This is a genomic window from Pseudoalteromonas sp. SG44-1, assembly GCF_014164315.1.
GTDB lineage: Bacteria > Pseudomonadota > Gammaproteobacteria > Enterobacterales > Alteromonadaceae > Pseudoalteromonas > Pseudoalteromonas rhizosphaerae.
This window is the reverse complement of sequence record NZ_JACJEW010000027.1, coordinates 13,051-27,949: the sequence shown is the minus strand read 5'-3', so window position 1 is coordinate 27,949 and position 14,899 is coordinate 13,051. Positions and strand designations below refer to the sequence as shown.

At 40.1% G+C, this 14,899-nt stretch carries 13 protein-coding genes; 8 read left to right on the top strand and 5 right to left on the bottom strand.

What is annotated here, in order from left to right; all coding sequences use genetic code 11:
* Positions 1-57 precede the first annotated feature (57 nt).
* The gene (locus H5187_RS13520) at positions 58-2,067 is read right to left on the bottom strand and encodes a fused MFS/spermidine synthase (protein WP_182797947.1); all 2,010 of its coding nucleotides are present in this window, start codon (positions 2,065-2,067) and stop codon (positions 58-60) included.
* Positions 2,068-2,195: 128 nt separating this feature from the next.
* Between H5187_RS13520 and H5187_RS13515 the strand changes: the two genes are divergently transcribed.
* Positions 2,196-4,196: a winged helix-turn-helix domain-containing protein gene (locus tag H5187_RS13515; RefSeq protein ID WP_182797946.1), complete on the top strand. Its 2,001-nt coding sequence runs from the start codon at positions 2,196-2,198 to the stop codon at positions 4,194-4,196.
* 17 nt (positions 4,197-4,213) lie between these two features.
* On the opposite strand, the gene H5187_RS13510 is transcribed toward H5187_RS13515, so the two are convergent.
* Positions 4,214-5,059, bottom strand: coding sequence for a LysR family transcriptional regulator (locus H5187_RS13510; protein WP_145240391.1), 846 nt, complete (start codon positions 5,057-5,059; stop codon positions 4,214-4,216).
* A gap of 109 nt (positions 5,060-5,168) precedes the next feature.
* Between H5187_RS13510 and H5187_RS13505 the strand changes: the two genes are divergently transcribed.
* Both H5187_RS13505 and H5187_RS13500 read left to right on the top strand, forming a co-directional pair.
* Positions 5,169-5,819 carry a glutathione S-transferase family protein gene (locus H5187_RS13505; protein ID WP_145240393.1) on the top strand — a complete coding sequence of 217 codons (651 nt, stop codon included), beginning with the start codon at positions 5,169-5,171 and terminating at the stop codon, positions 5,817-5,819.
* A 34-nt stretch (positions 5,820-5,853) separates the two neighbouring features.
* Entirely contained in the window at positions 5,854-6,207 is a 354-nt protein-coding gene (locus H5187_RS13500; protein ID WP_145240395.1) for a DUF4112 domain-containing protein, read from the top strand.
* Between the two features lie 13 nt (positions 6,208-6,220).
* Here the strand turns inward: H5187_RS13500 and H5187_RS13495 are convergent, their stop codons facing one another.
* Complete coding sequence (locus H5187_RS13495; RefSeq protein WP_259401728.1) at positions 6,221-6,745, bottom strand: 2'-5' RNA ligase family protein; 525 nt, start codon at positions 6,743-6,745, stop codon at positions 6,221-6,223.
* Between the two features lie 439 nt (positions 6,746-7,184).
* Here H5187_RS13495 and H5187_RS13490 point away from each other — a divergent pair, with 439 nt between their 5' ends.
* The 5 genes from H5187_RS13490 to H5187_RS13470 all read left to right on the top strand — a co-directional run bounded on the left by H5187_RS13490 (position 7,185) and on the right by H5187_RS13470 (position 12,345).
* Positions 7,185-7,739: an elongation factor P hydroxylase gene (locus H5187_RS13490; protein ID WP_149983018.1), complete on the top strand. Its 555-nt coding sequence runs from the start codon at positions 7,185-7,187 to the stop codon at positions 7,737-7,739.
* Complete coding sequence (locus H5187_RS13485) at positions 7,729-8,844, top strand: ATP-NAD kinase family protein (RefSeq protein ID WP_182718628.1); 1,116 nt, start codon at positions 7,729-7,731, stop codon at positions 8,842-8,844. Before H5187_RS13490 ends, H5187_RS13485 begins: the two co-directional genes overlap by 11 nt.
* Positions 8,845-8,880: 36 nt before the next feature.
* Positions 8,881-9,156 (top strand): YfcL family protein, encoded by a 276-nt coding sequence (locus H5187_RS13480; protein ID WP_145240403.1) that lies wholly within the window; start codon positions 8,881-8,883, stop codon positions 9,154-9,156.
* Between the two features lie 162 nt (positions 9,157-9,318).
* Positions 9,319-10,878 carry an AbgT family transporter gene (locus tag H5187_RS13475; RefSeq protein ID WP_182797945.1) on the top strand — a complete coding sequence of 520 codons (1,560 nt, stop codon included), beginning with the start codon at positions 9,319-9,321 and terminating at the stop codon, positions 10,876-10,878.
* Positions 10,879-11,031: 153 nt separating this feature from the next.
* Complete coding sequence (locus tag H5187_RS13470) at positions 11,032-12,345, top strand: AarF/ABC1/UbiB kinase family protein (RefSeq protein WP_149983015.1); 1,314 nt, start codon at positions 11,032-11,034, stop codon at positions 12,343-12,345.
* A 155-nt stretch (positions 12,346-12,500) separates the two neighbouring features.
* On the opposite strand, the gene H5187_RS13465 is transcribed toward H5187_RS13470, so the two are convergent.
* Together H5187_RS13465 and H5187_RS13460 are read right to left on the bottom strand one after the other, a co-directional pair.
* A complete protein-coding gene (locus H5187_RS13465) occupies positions 12,501-14,348 on the bottom strand; it encodes a DEAD/DEAH box helicase (protein WP_145240410.1) in 1,848 nt (615 codons plus the stop codon).
* 160 nt (positions 14,349-14,508) lie between these two features.
* Positions 14,509-14,772, bottom strand: a complete 264-nt coding sequence (locus H5187_RS13460) for a GrxA family glutaredoxin (protein ID WP_149983014.1) — start codon at positions 14,770-14,772, stop codon at positions 14,509-14,511.
* Between the last annotated feature and the right edge of the window lie 127 nt (positions 14,773-14,899).

Genomic DNA, 14,899 nt, shown 5'->3' with positions numbered 1-14,899 from the left:
TATTTAAAAGCGCGATGTTAATCGCGCTTTTTTGTTGTGGTTATTTTAAGATAGACATCAAAGTTTCAGGAGCGGGATCAGGCTGTGCTTTTGATCTGTCCATTGCGCCAAATGTACTGTTGAATAAGGTGTTATCGGTGATAAGTCTGTCATGGCTATCGAATTTAAAAATGCTTGGTTATTCGTCATTACGACCCATTGTGAGCCTAACTGCGTGCCGCTATAGTTAAATTTGATCAGAGATTTATCGAAGCGCTTACTGTGAGCTTGGAGTACTGGCATCAAATCAATATGATTATTGGATATATGGATAATTAATAAGCCGCCTTTTGTTAGTCGCTGCCAATATAACTGAAAAGCTTCTTCAGTCAGTAAATGGGTAGGAATAACATCACTTGAAAAAGCATCAATAATTAACGCATTCATTAACGGTGCATTATTTTTTTGCTCTTTAGTTAAGGTGATTCTGCCATCGCCAATAGCCACATCAATACGTGCAGGGCTATCTGTTAAATATGAAAAATAATTCATGGCCATGTTGTAAACCGCAGGATTAAGTTCATAAAAGCGGATTTTATCGAACTTATCGCCAAACTTTGCTAATACTCCAGCACCTAAACCAATAATACCTATATTTAAATCTTGTTGCTTTTTTAATGCTGACAATGATTTAGCGATACCAGTATGGTGATGGTAATAGCTGTTTGTGAGTTCAGTTTGTTTATTAAGTGGCTGTGAGCCATGAATCGTTGTGCCATCGATTAGGCGTCGTTCAGCAAGATCAGACGTTGTAATGTTTTTGACAGTGACATAACCGTAAAAATTTCTCTCAGACGCTAAGTTGTATTGATTAAAATTAACAAAAAGATAGCTATATCCTGTGCCCCAAATAACCAGCGTAGCCAGTAAAGCTATTTTATAGCAAGAGGACGTTTTCGTCGTCTGGGTGAATAGCGTGTATATAAATAATGAAAGCGCTACAGCTAACGCCACAATGAATTCGGTTATTTGTTCAAACAGTAGCGGTGCGACTAAGGCACTGAGTAAACTGCCGATCACTCCTCCTAAAGCGATATATAAATAAAATACAGTAAGCAGTGAGCCATCTGGCGCGAGTTTTCGAAGTTCACCATGACAGATCATACAAACAATGAATAAAATAAAGCTGTAGATCACCAGTTGAGCTAAAGCATTAAATTGGCTGCCAAGGAAAAACATCATCAGCCCTGCGAATGCGCTAAATATTAATAAGTACGTCCAATGGGCGCGATTATAGCTTTTTGCGGATGCAAACGCATAACTGAAGGTCAGCAAATATATTACCAATGGTAAAGCCCATATCAGAGGCATAGGCGGGATGTTGATGCTGATCATCTGAGTTGTCGCGATCAACATCATTGAACTGGTTGCTGAGAACGCAATCCACAGCCAATTAGGTTTGACGAGCAAAGTCGTTTTTGACTTAGTAATAGCTTTATCAGCGATACTGCCATTACTAAATAATACATAAATTAGGCACAATAACAGTATGCAGTATGCAAATAACCCCACTGTCCAATAGCTCTTTTGCTCATCGATTGAAAATAAAACTTCAAAAATAAATGGGTAACTCAGCAAAGCAAGTAGTGAACCCAGATTCGAAAGCGAATACCATTGATAAGGTACAGTCATAGCGGTCGATTCAATATACCAGCGCTGCAATAGTACGCTGGTGGCACTTAGTAACATAAAGACTAAGCCAACCTGTAAAAACAATTTAGCAATCACTGACCACGCTGGTGTTAGTGATAAAAATAGACTGACTTCAATTGTGTTAAAAGTAATGATGCTCGATACAGCCACTAACAATGTGTGTATAAATAATTGTCGTTTGAGCTGATAACGGCTTAACAAATGAGCATATAAATAGCCGAGTAACAGCATGCTTTGATAAAAAAATAGGCTGGTTGACCAAACCGAAGCGCTACCGCCAAACTCGGGTAGTAGCTCTTTAGATAAGATAGGTTGAATTTGAAAGAGTAGAAACGCGCTCACAAAAATAATGAATGTCGATAATATCCGTTGCATCTTTTTTATTACTTAGTAAATGGTGCCTAACCATTAACTGAACTAATTAATGCGGCAATGTAATAACCCTTGAGTTTATCTTAAGAAAATCTTAATCTATGATTTGTATGAATTTATTGGAGTTGTAAGTGGGTAGGTTTCGAATCGGGAATTTTGACGTCGATGTTAGCCGTGGTAAAATTTCATCAGCTGAAGGCGTACAAATTGTCGAACCTAAGGTTATGGATGTGCTCCAATTTTTGTACTCTCATAGGGGCAATGTGGTTAGTCAGGAAGAAATTTTTGCAGCTGTGTGGCCTAATTCAGTGTTTAGCCCAAGTAATGTGCAACGCAATATTGCACTGCTTAGGAAAGCATTAAATGAAGATTCTAAAAATCCACAATTCATCATTACCCACCCGAAGCGGGGTTATTGCCTTGAGCTTAACGAACACACACGTTCTCACTGTGTAAAGTGGCCGTTGTTGGCTTTTATTGCCGTGACAATTGTATGTTTGGTTGGTGGTTGGTGCGCATTTGCAACGCAGGTTGTTAAAACTGATTTCTCTGCGTTGGTGCCTGTAACATCAAATGAAGCCAATGAATCCTCTCAATCGCAATCTAATAACGGCAATTATTTAGCATTTGTTCGCGGTGACAATGATAATCAGCATATCTGGCTAAAAGAATTAACGACAGGTAAAGAGGTACAATTATCCCAGCACCCATCGACCTACTATAGTCTAGGCTGGAGTCCGGATAATCGCGCATTGGCTTTTATAGAAAAACAAAATGATGTTAGCCAATTAGCGTATTTTAATTTAGACATGGTAACTCTAACGAGTTTAAATTACGCCAACGTACTGGAATTTAAAGAATATTTAGTTACCAGCCAGCAATTACAATGGACTAATAACAATCAGGTTTATTTTATTGAGCGACGAAAACATAAAAATGATACGCAGCTTTCGACCGTCAATATAGAAACTAAACAAAAACAGGTAATCAAAGCCTCAATGGGTCAAGACTGGTTAAAGTTACATGCGTTGTCGCCAGATCAAACGCAACTAGCGCTTGGTTATGAAGCAGGACAAAATAACTACCGTATTGAAATACTGAATTTAACGGATAATAGTAGTAAAACAATTGCCGTTATTGAAGATGGTATTCAGGGGCTTAGTTGGCACCCAAGTGGTGAATACTTGCTGATAAGCAACACAAATAATCTATTACTTATTGATCGTCAGGGTAACTCAACTGATATCGCCTTTAATAATTATCAAGTTATTCGAGATGCTGCATTCACGCCATCTGGTGAGGAGATATTGATGGAGCTTGTAAATATTGATGTTGATATTTTGCGTGCAACTAGTGCAACACCTCAGCAGTATGAAAAGCTCGTCGATACCTCGTCGGTTGATTTTTTGCCGGTATTCTCACCTGATTCAACTAAGTTTGTCTTTGAATCCCATCGTTTTGGTTTAAAACAGCTATTTTTATATGAGCAAGGTAAACAAACGCTGATTTTTGCAAACCCTAATAATGAAGAACTGTTTGGGGTTGTTTGGTCAAAAAATGGCGAAGAAGTGATCACCGCAAGCAAAGATAAACTGTTTCGAATTGATTTAAAAAGTGGCGATTATCAAGAAATAGCCCACCATCATCATTCGTTTTATCTCAGAGAGAAGTTTTATAATGAAGATGCGATCTTGGTTTCATATCGCGCTGACGATGGCGTTACATTTCACCCAGCAAAATTAGACATGCAAACATTAAGTTTATCGCCATTCACTGGCCAAGGAGAGCGGCTGGCTTGTTATGCAATGGCTTTAGACAAACACGATCAGATTTATTTTTCAAATAACAAACAGGTATTTCGACTCGATCAAGATGGCAATTTTGCTCAAGTATGGCACGCAGATGATAGTGATATTATTGGTCTGGCGGTCGATGAGCAAACGTTGAGTATTACCTTAGAGCAAGAAGATGGTTATGAGCTTAATATGTTTGATTTACAAAGCGCTCACTCAGAAATACGCCATATCGCGAACGAGAAAGGTAATATGTTAATTAATGCTTCACACGATAATACGCAACTTTTATATCTTACTGAGCCAAAGCGAAAACGCACCTTAGTAAGGCTGCGATAGTCTTTAAAACCCAAGATTCACAAGGTAAGTGCATAATCTGCTGCTATTAGCTTTACTAACTCTCGTTTTATCGGGTTATGAGCGTGGTTTGCGTGTAATAGTACGATATCAATAACGGGCAAGGGCGGCAGAGTTGAGTCAGTAACCGTCACCAGCTCCTGAGTGTTACTTACCTCAGCCATCACACCAACGGCTAGATTGGCTTTTACTAATGCTGTGAGCGCACTGAGCGAGCCGCAGCAAGCAACAATGTTAAATGGGCGTTCAGCCTTTAGTAACCCTTCAATAGCCGCTTGATGAAATTTACAATCTCGTTGAAATATTGCAACTGGCAGGGTCATAGCGGATTGATAGTTAAATTCGGCACTTTTAACCCACACACCTTTGCTTGATTCTAAAAAATAACCTTCTTCAGAGCTGGGCGAGCGCGTCGCAATCACCATGTCTAGCAAGCCTTGATCTAGCTGTGTTTTGAGCTGGTTGGTCGGCGCGCAACTGATTTGTAAATCAAGTTGCGGTATATGTTTATGTAATAAAGCCACAACTTTAGGTAATACTGTGCCTGCATAATCGTCAGGACATGCTAAGCGCACGCGAGTTTGCCCACCACCGGTTTTAAGTTGTTTATAGGCTTCATCATGCAGTGCTAATAATTGTTTTGCGTAGCTGGCTAAGTGAACGCCACTTGACGATAGTACAAGCTGCCTGCCTTGTTTGATAAATAATGGATTACCCAGCTCTTGTTCGAGCTTTTTCATTTGCATGCTCACTGCCGATTGGGTGCGGCATACTTGTTGAGCAGCGCGAGTAAAGCTGCCCGTTTCAACAAAAGCGCAAAAAGTACGTAGGGCGTCTAAATCCATATTTAACTCATCTATCAATTTTACTTATGTATTGTATAAAAACTATTGGTAAGTAATTAATTTACTACTGCTTTATATTAGGGATATTAAACACTACTAAGGAACGCAAATGCAATTATTTATCGGTAATAAAAACTATTCGACATGGTCGCTTAGAGCATGGTATTTAATGAGTAAATTCAATGTTATTTTTACTGAGAAACAACTCGTATTAGACACCCCTGAGTTTTATGAAACGCTTAAAAACAGTTTTGCAGTACAGAAAGTACCCGCCTTAGTCGATGGCGACTTGCAGGTATGGGATTCATTGGCAATTTGTGAATACATCAATGATGCTTATTTATCAAATACAGCTTGGCCTATTGATACTGCGCAGCGAGCGACAGCCCGCAGTTTAAGCGCTGAAATGCATACCGGCTTTATGGCGCTGCGTAATGAAATGCCAATGAATATTCGTGCAACTCGCCTAATTGAGTTATCTGCGGCGGCTAAAAAAGACATTAGCCGCATTGATGAAATATTCAGCCAGCAACAACGTAGTTACCCAAATGCGTGGTTGTTTGGTGAGTTTAGTATCGCAGATGCTATGTATGCGCCTGTAGTACTTAGGTTAAAAACCTACCAAATTTCACTTTCAGCTTTGGCGGAGCATTATTGTCAGCATGTTTTAAGTTGCCCTACATTACAACAGTGGATCACCGAAGCGCTAAAAGAAACTGATATTGTTGCTTGCGATGAAGCAGGGGTTGATGTTACTTAAAGTAACTTGCCAAGCGATAAGGTTATGAGGACGTATGGAACAGATTAAGCTATCACACCAAGATACATTAAAGCGGCTAGAAAGGTTTAGTCGCTTTACCGACAGCAGTATTGGCATTCCTTTTACTCGGTTTAAGTTTGGCGTAGAGGCACTGATCGGTATTCTGCCTGGTATTGGAGATCTAGCTGGGCTAATTTTATCTAGCTATATTCTATTTGAAGCCCAGCGTCTAGGAGTTAGTAAGCGTATAAAATTACGTATCGTAATAAATATGTTGATTGATTTTTTTGGTGGCCTAATTCCGCTTGTCGGTGATATTTTTGACGCTTACTTTAAAGCAAATACCCGCAATACCCGTCTACTGAAACGCTACTTAGTAAAACAATAACGATAAAAATAAGTTAGTTTTTATCGTTATTAAAAAAGTATTCTGCGATCACTTGTTTCTGTTGGCCAAACGGGTCTGAAATGCCAATCCCAATGCCGATTATTTTACCCTGCGCTTCAGGCGGGTGGGCTTGCATTTGTTTATTTAAAATAACGAGCTTAGGGCTTTTCTCGTTAGCTAATAATGTTAAATGCGGCTGAAAGTTCTGAAATACATTGGGGCTACCATAGCGCTCAAATGCCGTTAATTTGTTGGGGTAGTTTTTAACCCAGCTAGGGATTGTGGCATTTGTATCGCGTAATGGCTCAATCGCCATTGTTACTTCATCTGCTAGCCTTTGCAGCTTAGGCGAATACTGTAAGTTAATAAATGCCCAATTACTTTGCGTAACACTAAAACCTTGCGCTGTTATAGCAAACTCTTGATGTTGCTCGGTGATACTTTTTACAGCACGTTTAATGTCTTCTTCTGAGCCTTCAACAAAGTCAGTTAAATACAAAGTAACGTGCACTGGCTTACCTTTTTCATAAAAACTCATGATCCCTTCTTTTTTAATGCATCACTAGTTTGCTCAACTAAGTTAATGATTGACTTGGAAGGGATTGCAAACACATTGATGCTGACACTTTTTGCAAATGAGGGCAGGGGGATACTTATCAGCGTAATTAAAGTAACAACTAAAAGCTTCGGTCGTTTTATAAAAAGTAATTTGAACATGGGTTTATAATTTTATTCTTAAATTCGGATAGTAAGTGTAAAGAGGATAAGGGTTATTACTTGAACAGTAAATAAAAGGAGCTAGATTGCAGCGAATACATATTTTTGGCTTAGCTAAATTTGCAAAGTAAAGGCAAGACAATAACGCATGGCTGCTTAGTCGTTATCAACTTTTACATTCTTGCTAAAAGCCCGTACAATTCGCCTCGATTTTAATGTGCATTTGTTGCATTTTACCGAGGCGAATTAATCAGACTTTTATGCATCAAATAGCCGATTTAACATCTATTTTTGAACGCACTTTTTACCACAGCCATAATACACGCTTGGTCAAAGGTGAGCATGAGCCTATTTATATTCCCGCTGATGTTAAAACGCCGTATCATCAAATTGTGTTTGCCCATGGTTTTTATGCCAGTGCACTGCACGAAATAGCTCATTGGCTGGTGGCGGGTGATAAACGTCGTTTACTCGAAGATTACGGTTATTGGTATTGCCCAGATGGCCGTGATAAAGCTCAGCAAGCAGAATTTGAAGCCGTTGAAGTAAAACCGCAAGCAATCGAGTGGGCGTTGAGTGTTGCTACAGGTTTTGAGTTTAATGTTTCGGTTGATAATTTAAATGGTGAGCAAACCTGTCGTTTTGATTTTCAGGCGCGAGTACACAAGCAACTTTTACAGTTACTAAAAATAGGCTTTAATCCTCGTACTACTGCACTTTTAAAAGCATTAAGCGAATTTTACAATACGCCATGGCCATTGAATGCTGGGCAGTTTGTATGGCAACATCCTCAGGAGTTAAGTAATGCAGTTTAAGTTAGGACTAATTGTAAACCCAGTTGCTGGTTTAGGTGGCAGTGTGGCGCTCAAAGGTAGTGATGGTGTTGCGGCTAAAGCTCTGGCCCTTGGCGCTGAGCCAAAAGCTAATTTACGCACTAAAGCAGCGCTTGAGGTGTTATTGCCTTATCAAGATAAAATAACAATTTATACTGTTAATCACTCAATGGGTGAAAGCACCGCGGCAGATCTTGGTTTTAATACCGAAGTTGTGTATCAAAGCGAGCACCCCAGTAGTGCAGATGATACTGAGCGTGCAGCCAAGGTATTGCAACAGCTAGGTGTTGATTTAATTTTATTTGCTGGTGGCGATGGCACTGCGCGCAATATTTGTCATGCGGTTGAAGATAGCGTACCGGCACTTGGCATTCCTGCTGGCTGTAAAATTCATTCAGGGGTTTATGCAATCACGCCAAAGGCCGCAGGGCGGGTAGTCGAAATGCTGGTCAAAGGTGAACTAGTTACCTTAGGCGATGCCGATGTGATGGATATTGACGAAGATGCGTTTCGTCAAGGCACAGTTAAAGCAAAACGTTATGGTGAAATGCAAGTACCCAGTGAAGTACGTTATGTACAAGCGGTAAAAAATGGCGGTAAAGAAACCGACGAGCTGGTACTTGCTGATATTGCCGGCTATGTCGTCAGTGAAATGGATGAAGATACGTTATATGTAATGGGCAGTGGCTCAACAGTTGCAGCTATTATGCAAGAAATGGGACTTGAAAATACCTTATTAGGTGTTGATTTAGTTGCAGATCAAAGCTTAATTGCGCAAGATCTTACAGCTGAACAATTATTAGCGATGACCCATCAGCGCGACACTAAATTAGTGATCACGCTAATTGGTGGCCAAGGCCATATTTTTGGCCGTGGCAATCAACAGTTAAGCCCAGCACTTATTCGCGCGATAGGGCTGGATAATATTATTGTGGTGGCTACCAAAACTAAATTACAGGCTTTAAACGGCCGCCCGCTCATTTGCGATACAGGCGATAGTGAGCTGGATGATGAATTAAGCGGTTATATTCGTGTAACCTGCGGATTTAACGACCATATTATGTATGCAGTAGGCCATCAAGATTGATTGGTAGAAGACCCTGCAAAATCAGGAGAAGTAGAAGTGAGTTTAGTAAATTATATTGACGCAGCCCAACAGTATTTTGATGACTTAGTGATCAAAGCCACTGATGATGAGTTATTTGCCGGTGGTTATTTACGAGGCCATTTTGATTTAGCAGTAGGCTATGCGCAAGTTGAAGAGCTTAATCTTGAAATAGATGAGCTCAATGAAACCGTTGAAAAAAGTTTAGTGAAAGCGTATCGCAATGGTGAGCTTAACGAAGAAGATAAAGCCCTAGTAGTAAGATTATGGGAAGAAGTAAAAGCACTCGCTTAAAAGACTAAATAAAAAGTTATTTAAAAAAACGGCAATAGTGCCGTTTTTTTGTGCATTGAGCCTATTTAGTTCCTATAAAATGTATTTTCTGTTCACTTAAAATTTACCTCATTCCCTAGATACGCTAAAGTACCACTGACTAAACTCTAGGGAACAAGTGAAATGAATAATAATAAAGATGCGGCAATGCCCTCGGGCATAGTTGCGCGATTTTTAAATTTTGTTGAGCGGGTAGGAAATAAACTGCCTGATCCGGCAATCATCTTTTTGTTTGCCATGTTACTAATTTGGCTACTGTCGTGGTGGTTCTCAGGTGTTACTTTTGACGCTATCGACCCTCGTACCGGTGAAGCCATTATTATTAATAATATGTTGGCGAGTGATTCGTTGGCGACCTTTTTATCATCAATGGTAAAAACTTTTACCGGTTTTGCACCGTTAGGTGTGGTGTTAGTGGCCATGCTGGGTGTAGGGGTTGCTGAACATTCTGGCTTTATTAATACTGGCCTTAAGTTAATGTTAAAGGTGACACCTAAAAAACTTTTAACACCGTCAATTATTTTAGTCGCCATCGTCAGCCATACAGCAACCGATGCAGGTTATGTGTTAGTCATTCCGTTAGCTGGTGTTATATTTTATGCAGCAGGGCGCCATCCATTGGCGGGTATTGCGGCGGCATTTGCGGGAGTCAGTGGTGGCTTTGGTGCAAACTTTATTCCGTCGGGGATTGATCCACTACTGCAAAGCTTTACCCAAAGTGCGGCGCAAATTATTAACCCCGCGATGTCGATTAACCCATTAAATAACTGGGCGTTTACCTCGGCTTCAAGTTTATTCATTATTTTATTAGGCTGGTACATCACCGATAAAATCATTGAACCACGGTTAAAAAATACCGAATTAGATGGTAATAAAGAAGATTTACCTGCATTTGAAGATGCCCGTAGCGACGAAAAACGCGCGTTTTTTATTGCAAGTACAGTGATGATTGCAGGTCTTGCGTTATTAGCCTATGTGTCAGCCCCTGCGGACTCTGCAATGCGAAGCGAAGATGGCTCTTTAACTAATTTTCGCTCGCCTTTAATGCAATCTATCGTACCGCTAATTTTCCTACTGTTTTGGATACCTGGTGCAGTGTATGGTTTTACCGTTGGCACCTTTAAAAGCTCTAAAGATATGATAGATGCCATGAGTAAAGCAATGGGCGGCATGGCGTATTATATTGTAATGGCGTTCTTTTGTGCCTTGTTTATTGCTGCATTTAGTAAATCAAACTTGGGAGCTCTGCTGGCAATTGAAGGCGCGCAGCTGTTAAAAGCCATGGAGTTACCAAGTGCGGTGACTGTTGTCGGTATCATCTTTTTAACTGGTTTTGTAAACTTGTTTGTTGGCTCAAGTTCAGCAAAGTGGGCGCTACTGGGCCCGGTGTTTGTGCCTATGTTAATGCAGTTAGGTATCTCGCCAGATTTAACTCAAGCGGCTTATCGCGTGGGCGATTCTAGTTCAAACATCATCACTCCTTTAATGCCGTATTTCCCATTAGTTGTGGTGTACTGCCAAAAATACGTCAAAGGCACCGGTATCGGCACGCTTATCGCGATGATGCTGCCGTATTCAATTGCCTTTTTAATCGGTTGGAGTTTATTTCTACTCGGCTACTGGGCACTTGGTATACCGCTTGGATTAGATGCAAGCTACGTTTATCCAGCAGTATCGCCTTAATAAATCACGGCTAAATATTTATGTGTAAAAACCTCGTCATTATAATGGCGAGGTTTTTTTGTGGTTAGTTTTATCCAGCCAGTTGTCAATTCGATCGTATACCCAGCTTGGTACGTATAAACCGGTAAATATATTCGTTAACTAGGTTTTAGTATGGCCAATGAACGCGCTGTTCCTACATCTCGATTTTCACGCTTTGCAAAGTTAGGCTCATTAGCAACCAGTGTCGCGAGTAATATGTTATTTGAGGGAGCCAAAAGTACTCTTTCAGGAAAGGGTTGGGATAATAAGAGCTTATTACTGCAGCCTAAAAACATAAAAAACCTAGCGACAGAACTATCACACTTACGCGGTGCGGCAATGAAATTAGGGCAGCTACTGTCAATGGATGCTGGGGATCTACTCAGTCCAGAGCTTGCTCAATTACTTGCATTACTTCGATCAGACGCTAACCCCATGCCACACAAACAACTCATTACTGTATTAAAAGAGCAGTGGGGAGATGACTGGTTATCGCGCTTTTCACATATTGAGCTTAGGCCATTTGCTGCCGCTTCTATTGGTCAAGTGCATTTGGCCTACCATGAAAACGGCGAGCAATTAGCTGTAAAAATTCAATACCCGGGGATCGCAAAAAGTGTGGTCAGTGATGTTGATAATGTTATATCGCTGCTTACATTGTCTCGTTTATTACCTAAAGATCTTGATATTAAGCCACTCGTCGCAGAGGCTAAAATACAATTATTAGCGGAAGCTGATTATCATCGTGAAGCGCAGTATTTATTACGTTATAAAAATGCATTGGCAAATAACCGACACTTTATTGTTCCTAACGTCTATAAAGAGCACAGTACTAAACAAATATTAACGATGCAGTATATTGAAGCTCAGCCTATAGAGGGAATTACCGATTTACCCAAAGCAGAGCAAAGCTTTGTGGCACAGCAACTTATTGCGTTATTTTTCAAAGAAATGTTTGAATTTAGACTGATACAAACAGATCCAAACTTTGCTAATTTTCATTATCAACCAGCCACACAAAAAATCGTTTTATTTGATTTTGGGGCAACCCGCGAGATTTCGCCTCAGTTGAGCCAAGCTTATCTAGCTTTATTTAAAGCAGGCAGTGAGAATAATCGTGATGGGGTATTAAATGCGGCCACTCAGATTGGTTATTTTAAAGATACATTGCGTGACAGTTATAAAGATAATGTCATAGAGCTATTTTTAATGGCGTGTGAGCCACTGCGTCACGATGGTGATTTTGATTTTAAAAATAGCCAACTGGCAGCAAATATTAAAGATGCTGGGTTGCAACTTAGTGCACAAGCACAGCAATGGCATACACCACCAGTGGATGCATTATTTATTCACCGTAAACTTGCTGGTTTATATTTGATTGCGGCTCGCTTAGAAGCAAAAATAGATGTTAGAGCGTTATTTATGCCAATTTTATTAAAAACATGATTATTTTAGCGAATTCAAATATTCATTCAATGCAATTGCTATCAACGACTCTTATGACTTCACAAAATCTTCCCCTCACGAATATTTACTTTATTCCAAACACAAAAAAACCTTGTCACTTTCGTGGCAAGGTTTTTTTATTAAAGAGTCGTTGCTTATTTAGCTGTGAAGCTTACTGGGCGACGTTCTTTACGAGGACCGCTACGCTTATCACCGCGTGCACTGTCATCTTTGTTAAAGCTGCGTTTTTTGTCACCTGATGGACGCTCAGAGCGTTCAGCACGTGGTTCAGCAGGACCTTGATCTTGTGTTAATGTTAAGCCCATTGGACGTTTACAAATAAACACTTTTTGGAAATGATCAAGTACATCTTTAGGCATGTTTTGCGGTAATTGAACCGTACTGTGATTGTCGTGTAAACGAATATCACCAATAAACTTGCTTGAGATGTCAGCTTCGTTAGCGATAGCGCCAACAATGTTCTTAACTTGAACACCATGTTCACGACCTACTTCGATACGGTAAGTATCCATAGGGCCTGCATCACGGCTATTACGTTCACGTGGTTTAGCATCACGGTCACGTGCAGGGCGTTCGCTGCGTTCGTTACGACGACCACGGTCACCACGATCATTACGCTCACGTGGGTTACGGTCATTACGTTCGCTACGCTCACGTTGTTGGATCTTAACTTCTTCAACCTTAATTGGTGATTGTTGCTGTGCTAAACACAGTAACGCACCTGCTAGGTCTTCAGGAGCAAGTTCAAGCTTTTGCGCCATATTAGCTGCTACTTCATTAAAGAAAGTAATATCTTTATTTTCAAGCGCAATAGCTAATTTAGCTTGTAACGCTTCGATACGTTTTTCTTCAACAACTTTTGCAGTTGGTAGTTCAACTTGCACAATATCTGAATTCGTATGACGAATGATATTTTTAAGTAAATAACGTTCGTTATGTTTTACGAAAAGAATCGCTTTACCAGTACGACCAGCACGACCTGTACGGCCAATACGGTGAACATAAGCTTCAGAATCTTGTGGGATATCGTAGTTGATAACAAGGCTTAAACGGTCAACATCTAGACCACGTGCTGCAACGTCTGTTGCGATAACAACGTTTAGCATGCCACTTTTTAAGCGTTCTACTGTGCGTTCACGTGCTTGCTGGTTCATGTCACCGTTAAGTGGAGCTGCAGAGAAACCTTCGCGCTCTAATAATTCAGCAAGTTGTACTGTATCGTTACGTGTACGTACGAAAACAATCGCGCCTTCATATTGTTCAGCTTCTAAAAAGCGAACAATCGCTTTATTCTTGTGTACGCTGGCATTCCAAAATACTTGCTCAACAGATGATACTGTTGAGTTACGCGCAGATATATGAACCTGTTCAGGGTTATTCATATATTTGCTGCTGATGTTTTGAATTTGCTTAGGCATGGTCGCAGAGAAAAGACATGTTTGCTTTTCGCGCGGCGTTTTTTCCATGATGTTTTCAACATCATCGATAAAGCCCATACGTAACATTTCATCGGCTTCATCAAGTACAAGAGCTTGTAAGCTGTCAAACTTGATAGTGCCACGGTTAATATGATCGATTAAGCGACCTGGAGTAGCGACAATAACTTGCGCGCCACGACGAAGTGCACTTAATTGGATACTGTAGCTCTGGCCACCATAAAGTGCCAATACTTCAATACCACGAACATGTTTAGCATATTGTTCGAATGCCTCAGCTACTTGGATCGCAAGCTCACGGGTTGGTGTGAGTACAAGGATCTGCGGCTGCTTCACAGACGGGTCAATATTATTAAGTAATGGCAGTGCAAATGCTGCGGTTTTACCTGTACCCGTTTGAGCTAGTCCCAGTACGTCCTTTCTTTCTAGCAATAACGGTATACATTGAGCTTGGATTTCAGATGGTGTCTTGTAACCCAACTCTTCAACTGCCTTCAAAATTGCAGGAGAAAGATTTAGAGATTCAAACGTGACTGGTTCTGACATTAATACGCCTCAACGAATTTAAAGAGGCGCGCATTGTATAGGATTTACGAGGCAAATGCTTGTATAAATTGAAACTAATTTGTATGTAGTTGATGTTGGTCATAATTTAATCAATTTGATTGTGGGTAAATCAAATTGATTAACAAATTTTATACAGAACTTATTGATAAAGTCCAAGATTCTCTTTAGCGTAAGCTTCAAACTCAGTGAAACCACCGATGTGTGCTTGGTCAATAAAGATTTGTGGCACGGTTGGGCAAGGCTTACCTGCTGATTGTTCTAAATCGGCTTTACTAACGCCTTCTTTAATAATATCAACATAACGGTATTTAAAATCATCACGTTCATTTGCTAGTTTTTCAGCAACATCTTTAGCACGTACACAATAAGGGCAGCCTTCACGGCCAAAAATTACAGTTAACATATCGCTCTCCTCGATTTTATTTACATTCATCTTAACTAATTGAGAAAAAATAAACAGCGTAAAAAAACGATTGATGAATTCTATTTTAATGATTGCATACACCTTTAATCAGTATTAAAGGTGTATG

What these genes read in the sequence shown, in the direction of transcription:
- H5187_RS13520 (WP_182797947.1), bottom strand. Translation starts at nt 2,067, where the DNA reads ATGCAACGGATATTATCGACATTCATTATTTTTGTGAGCGCGTTTCTA.
- H5187_RS13510 (WP_145240391.1), bottom strand. Translation starts at nt 5,059, where the DNA reads ATGGATTTAGACGCCCTACGTACTTTTTGCGCTTTTGTTGAAACGGGC.
- H5187_RS13505 (WP_145240393.1), top strand. Translation starts at nt 5,169, where the DNA reads ATGCAATTATTTATCGGTAATAAAAACTATTCGACATGGTCGCTTAGA.
- H5187_RS13500 (WP_145240395.1), top strand. Translation starts at nt 5,854, where the DNA reads ATGGAACAGATTAAGCTATCACACCAAGATACATTAAAGCGGCTAGAA.
- H5187_RS13495 (WP_259401728.1), bottom strand. Translation starts at nt 6,745, where the DNA reads ATGAGTTTTTATGAAAAAGGTAAGCCAGTGCACGTTACTTTGTATTTA.
- H5187_RS13490 (WP_149983018.1), top strand. Translation starts at nt 7,185, where the DNA reads ATGCATCAAATAGCCGATTTAACATCTATTTTTGAACGCACTTTTTAC.
- H5187_RS13485 (WP_182718628.1), top strand. Translation starts at nt 7,729, where the DNA reads ATGCAGTTTAAGTTAGGACTAATTGTAAACCCAGTTGCTGGTTTAGGT.
- H5187_RS13475 (WP_182797945.1), top strand. Translation starts at nt 9,319, where the DNA reads ATGAATAATAATAAAGATGCGGCAATGCCCTCGGGCATAGTTGCGCGA.
- H5187_RS13470 (WP_149983015.1), top strand. Translation starts at nt 11,032, where the DNA reads ATGGCCAATGAACGCGCTGTTCCTACATCTCGATTTTCACGCTTTGCA.
- H5187_RS13465 (WP_145240410.1), bottom strand. Translation starts at nt 14,348, where the DNA reads ATGTCAGAACCAGTCACGTTTGAATCTCTAAATCTTTCTCCTGCAATT.
- H5187_RS13460 (WP_149983014.1), bottom strand. Translation starts at nt 14,772, where the DNA reads ATGTTAACTGTAATTTTTGGCCGTGAAGGCTGCCCTTATTGTGTACGT.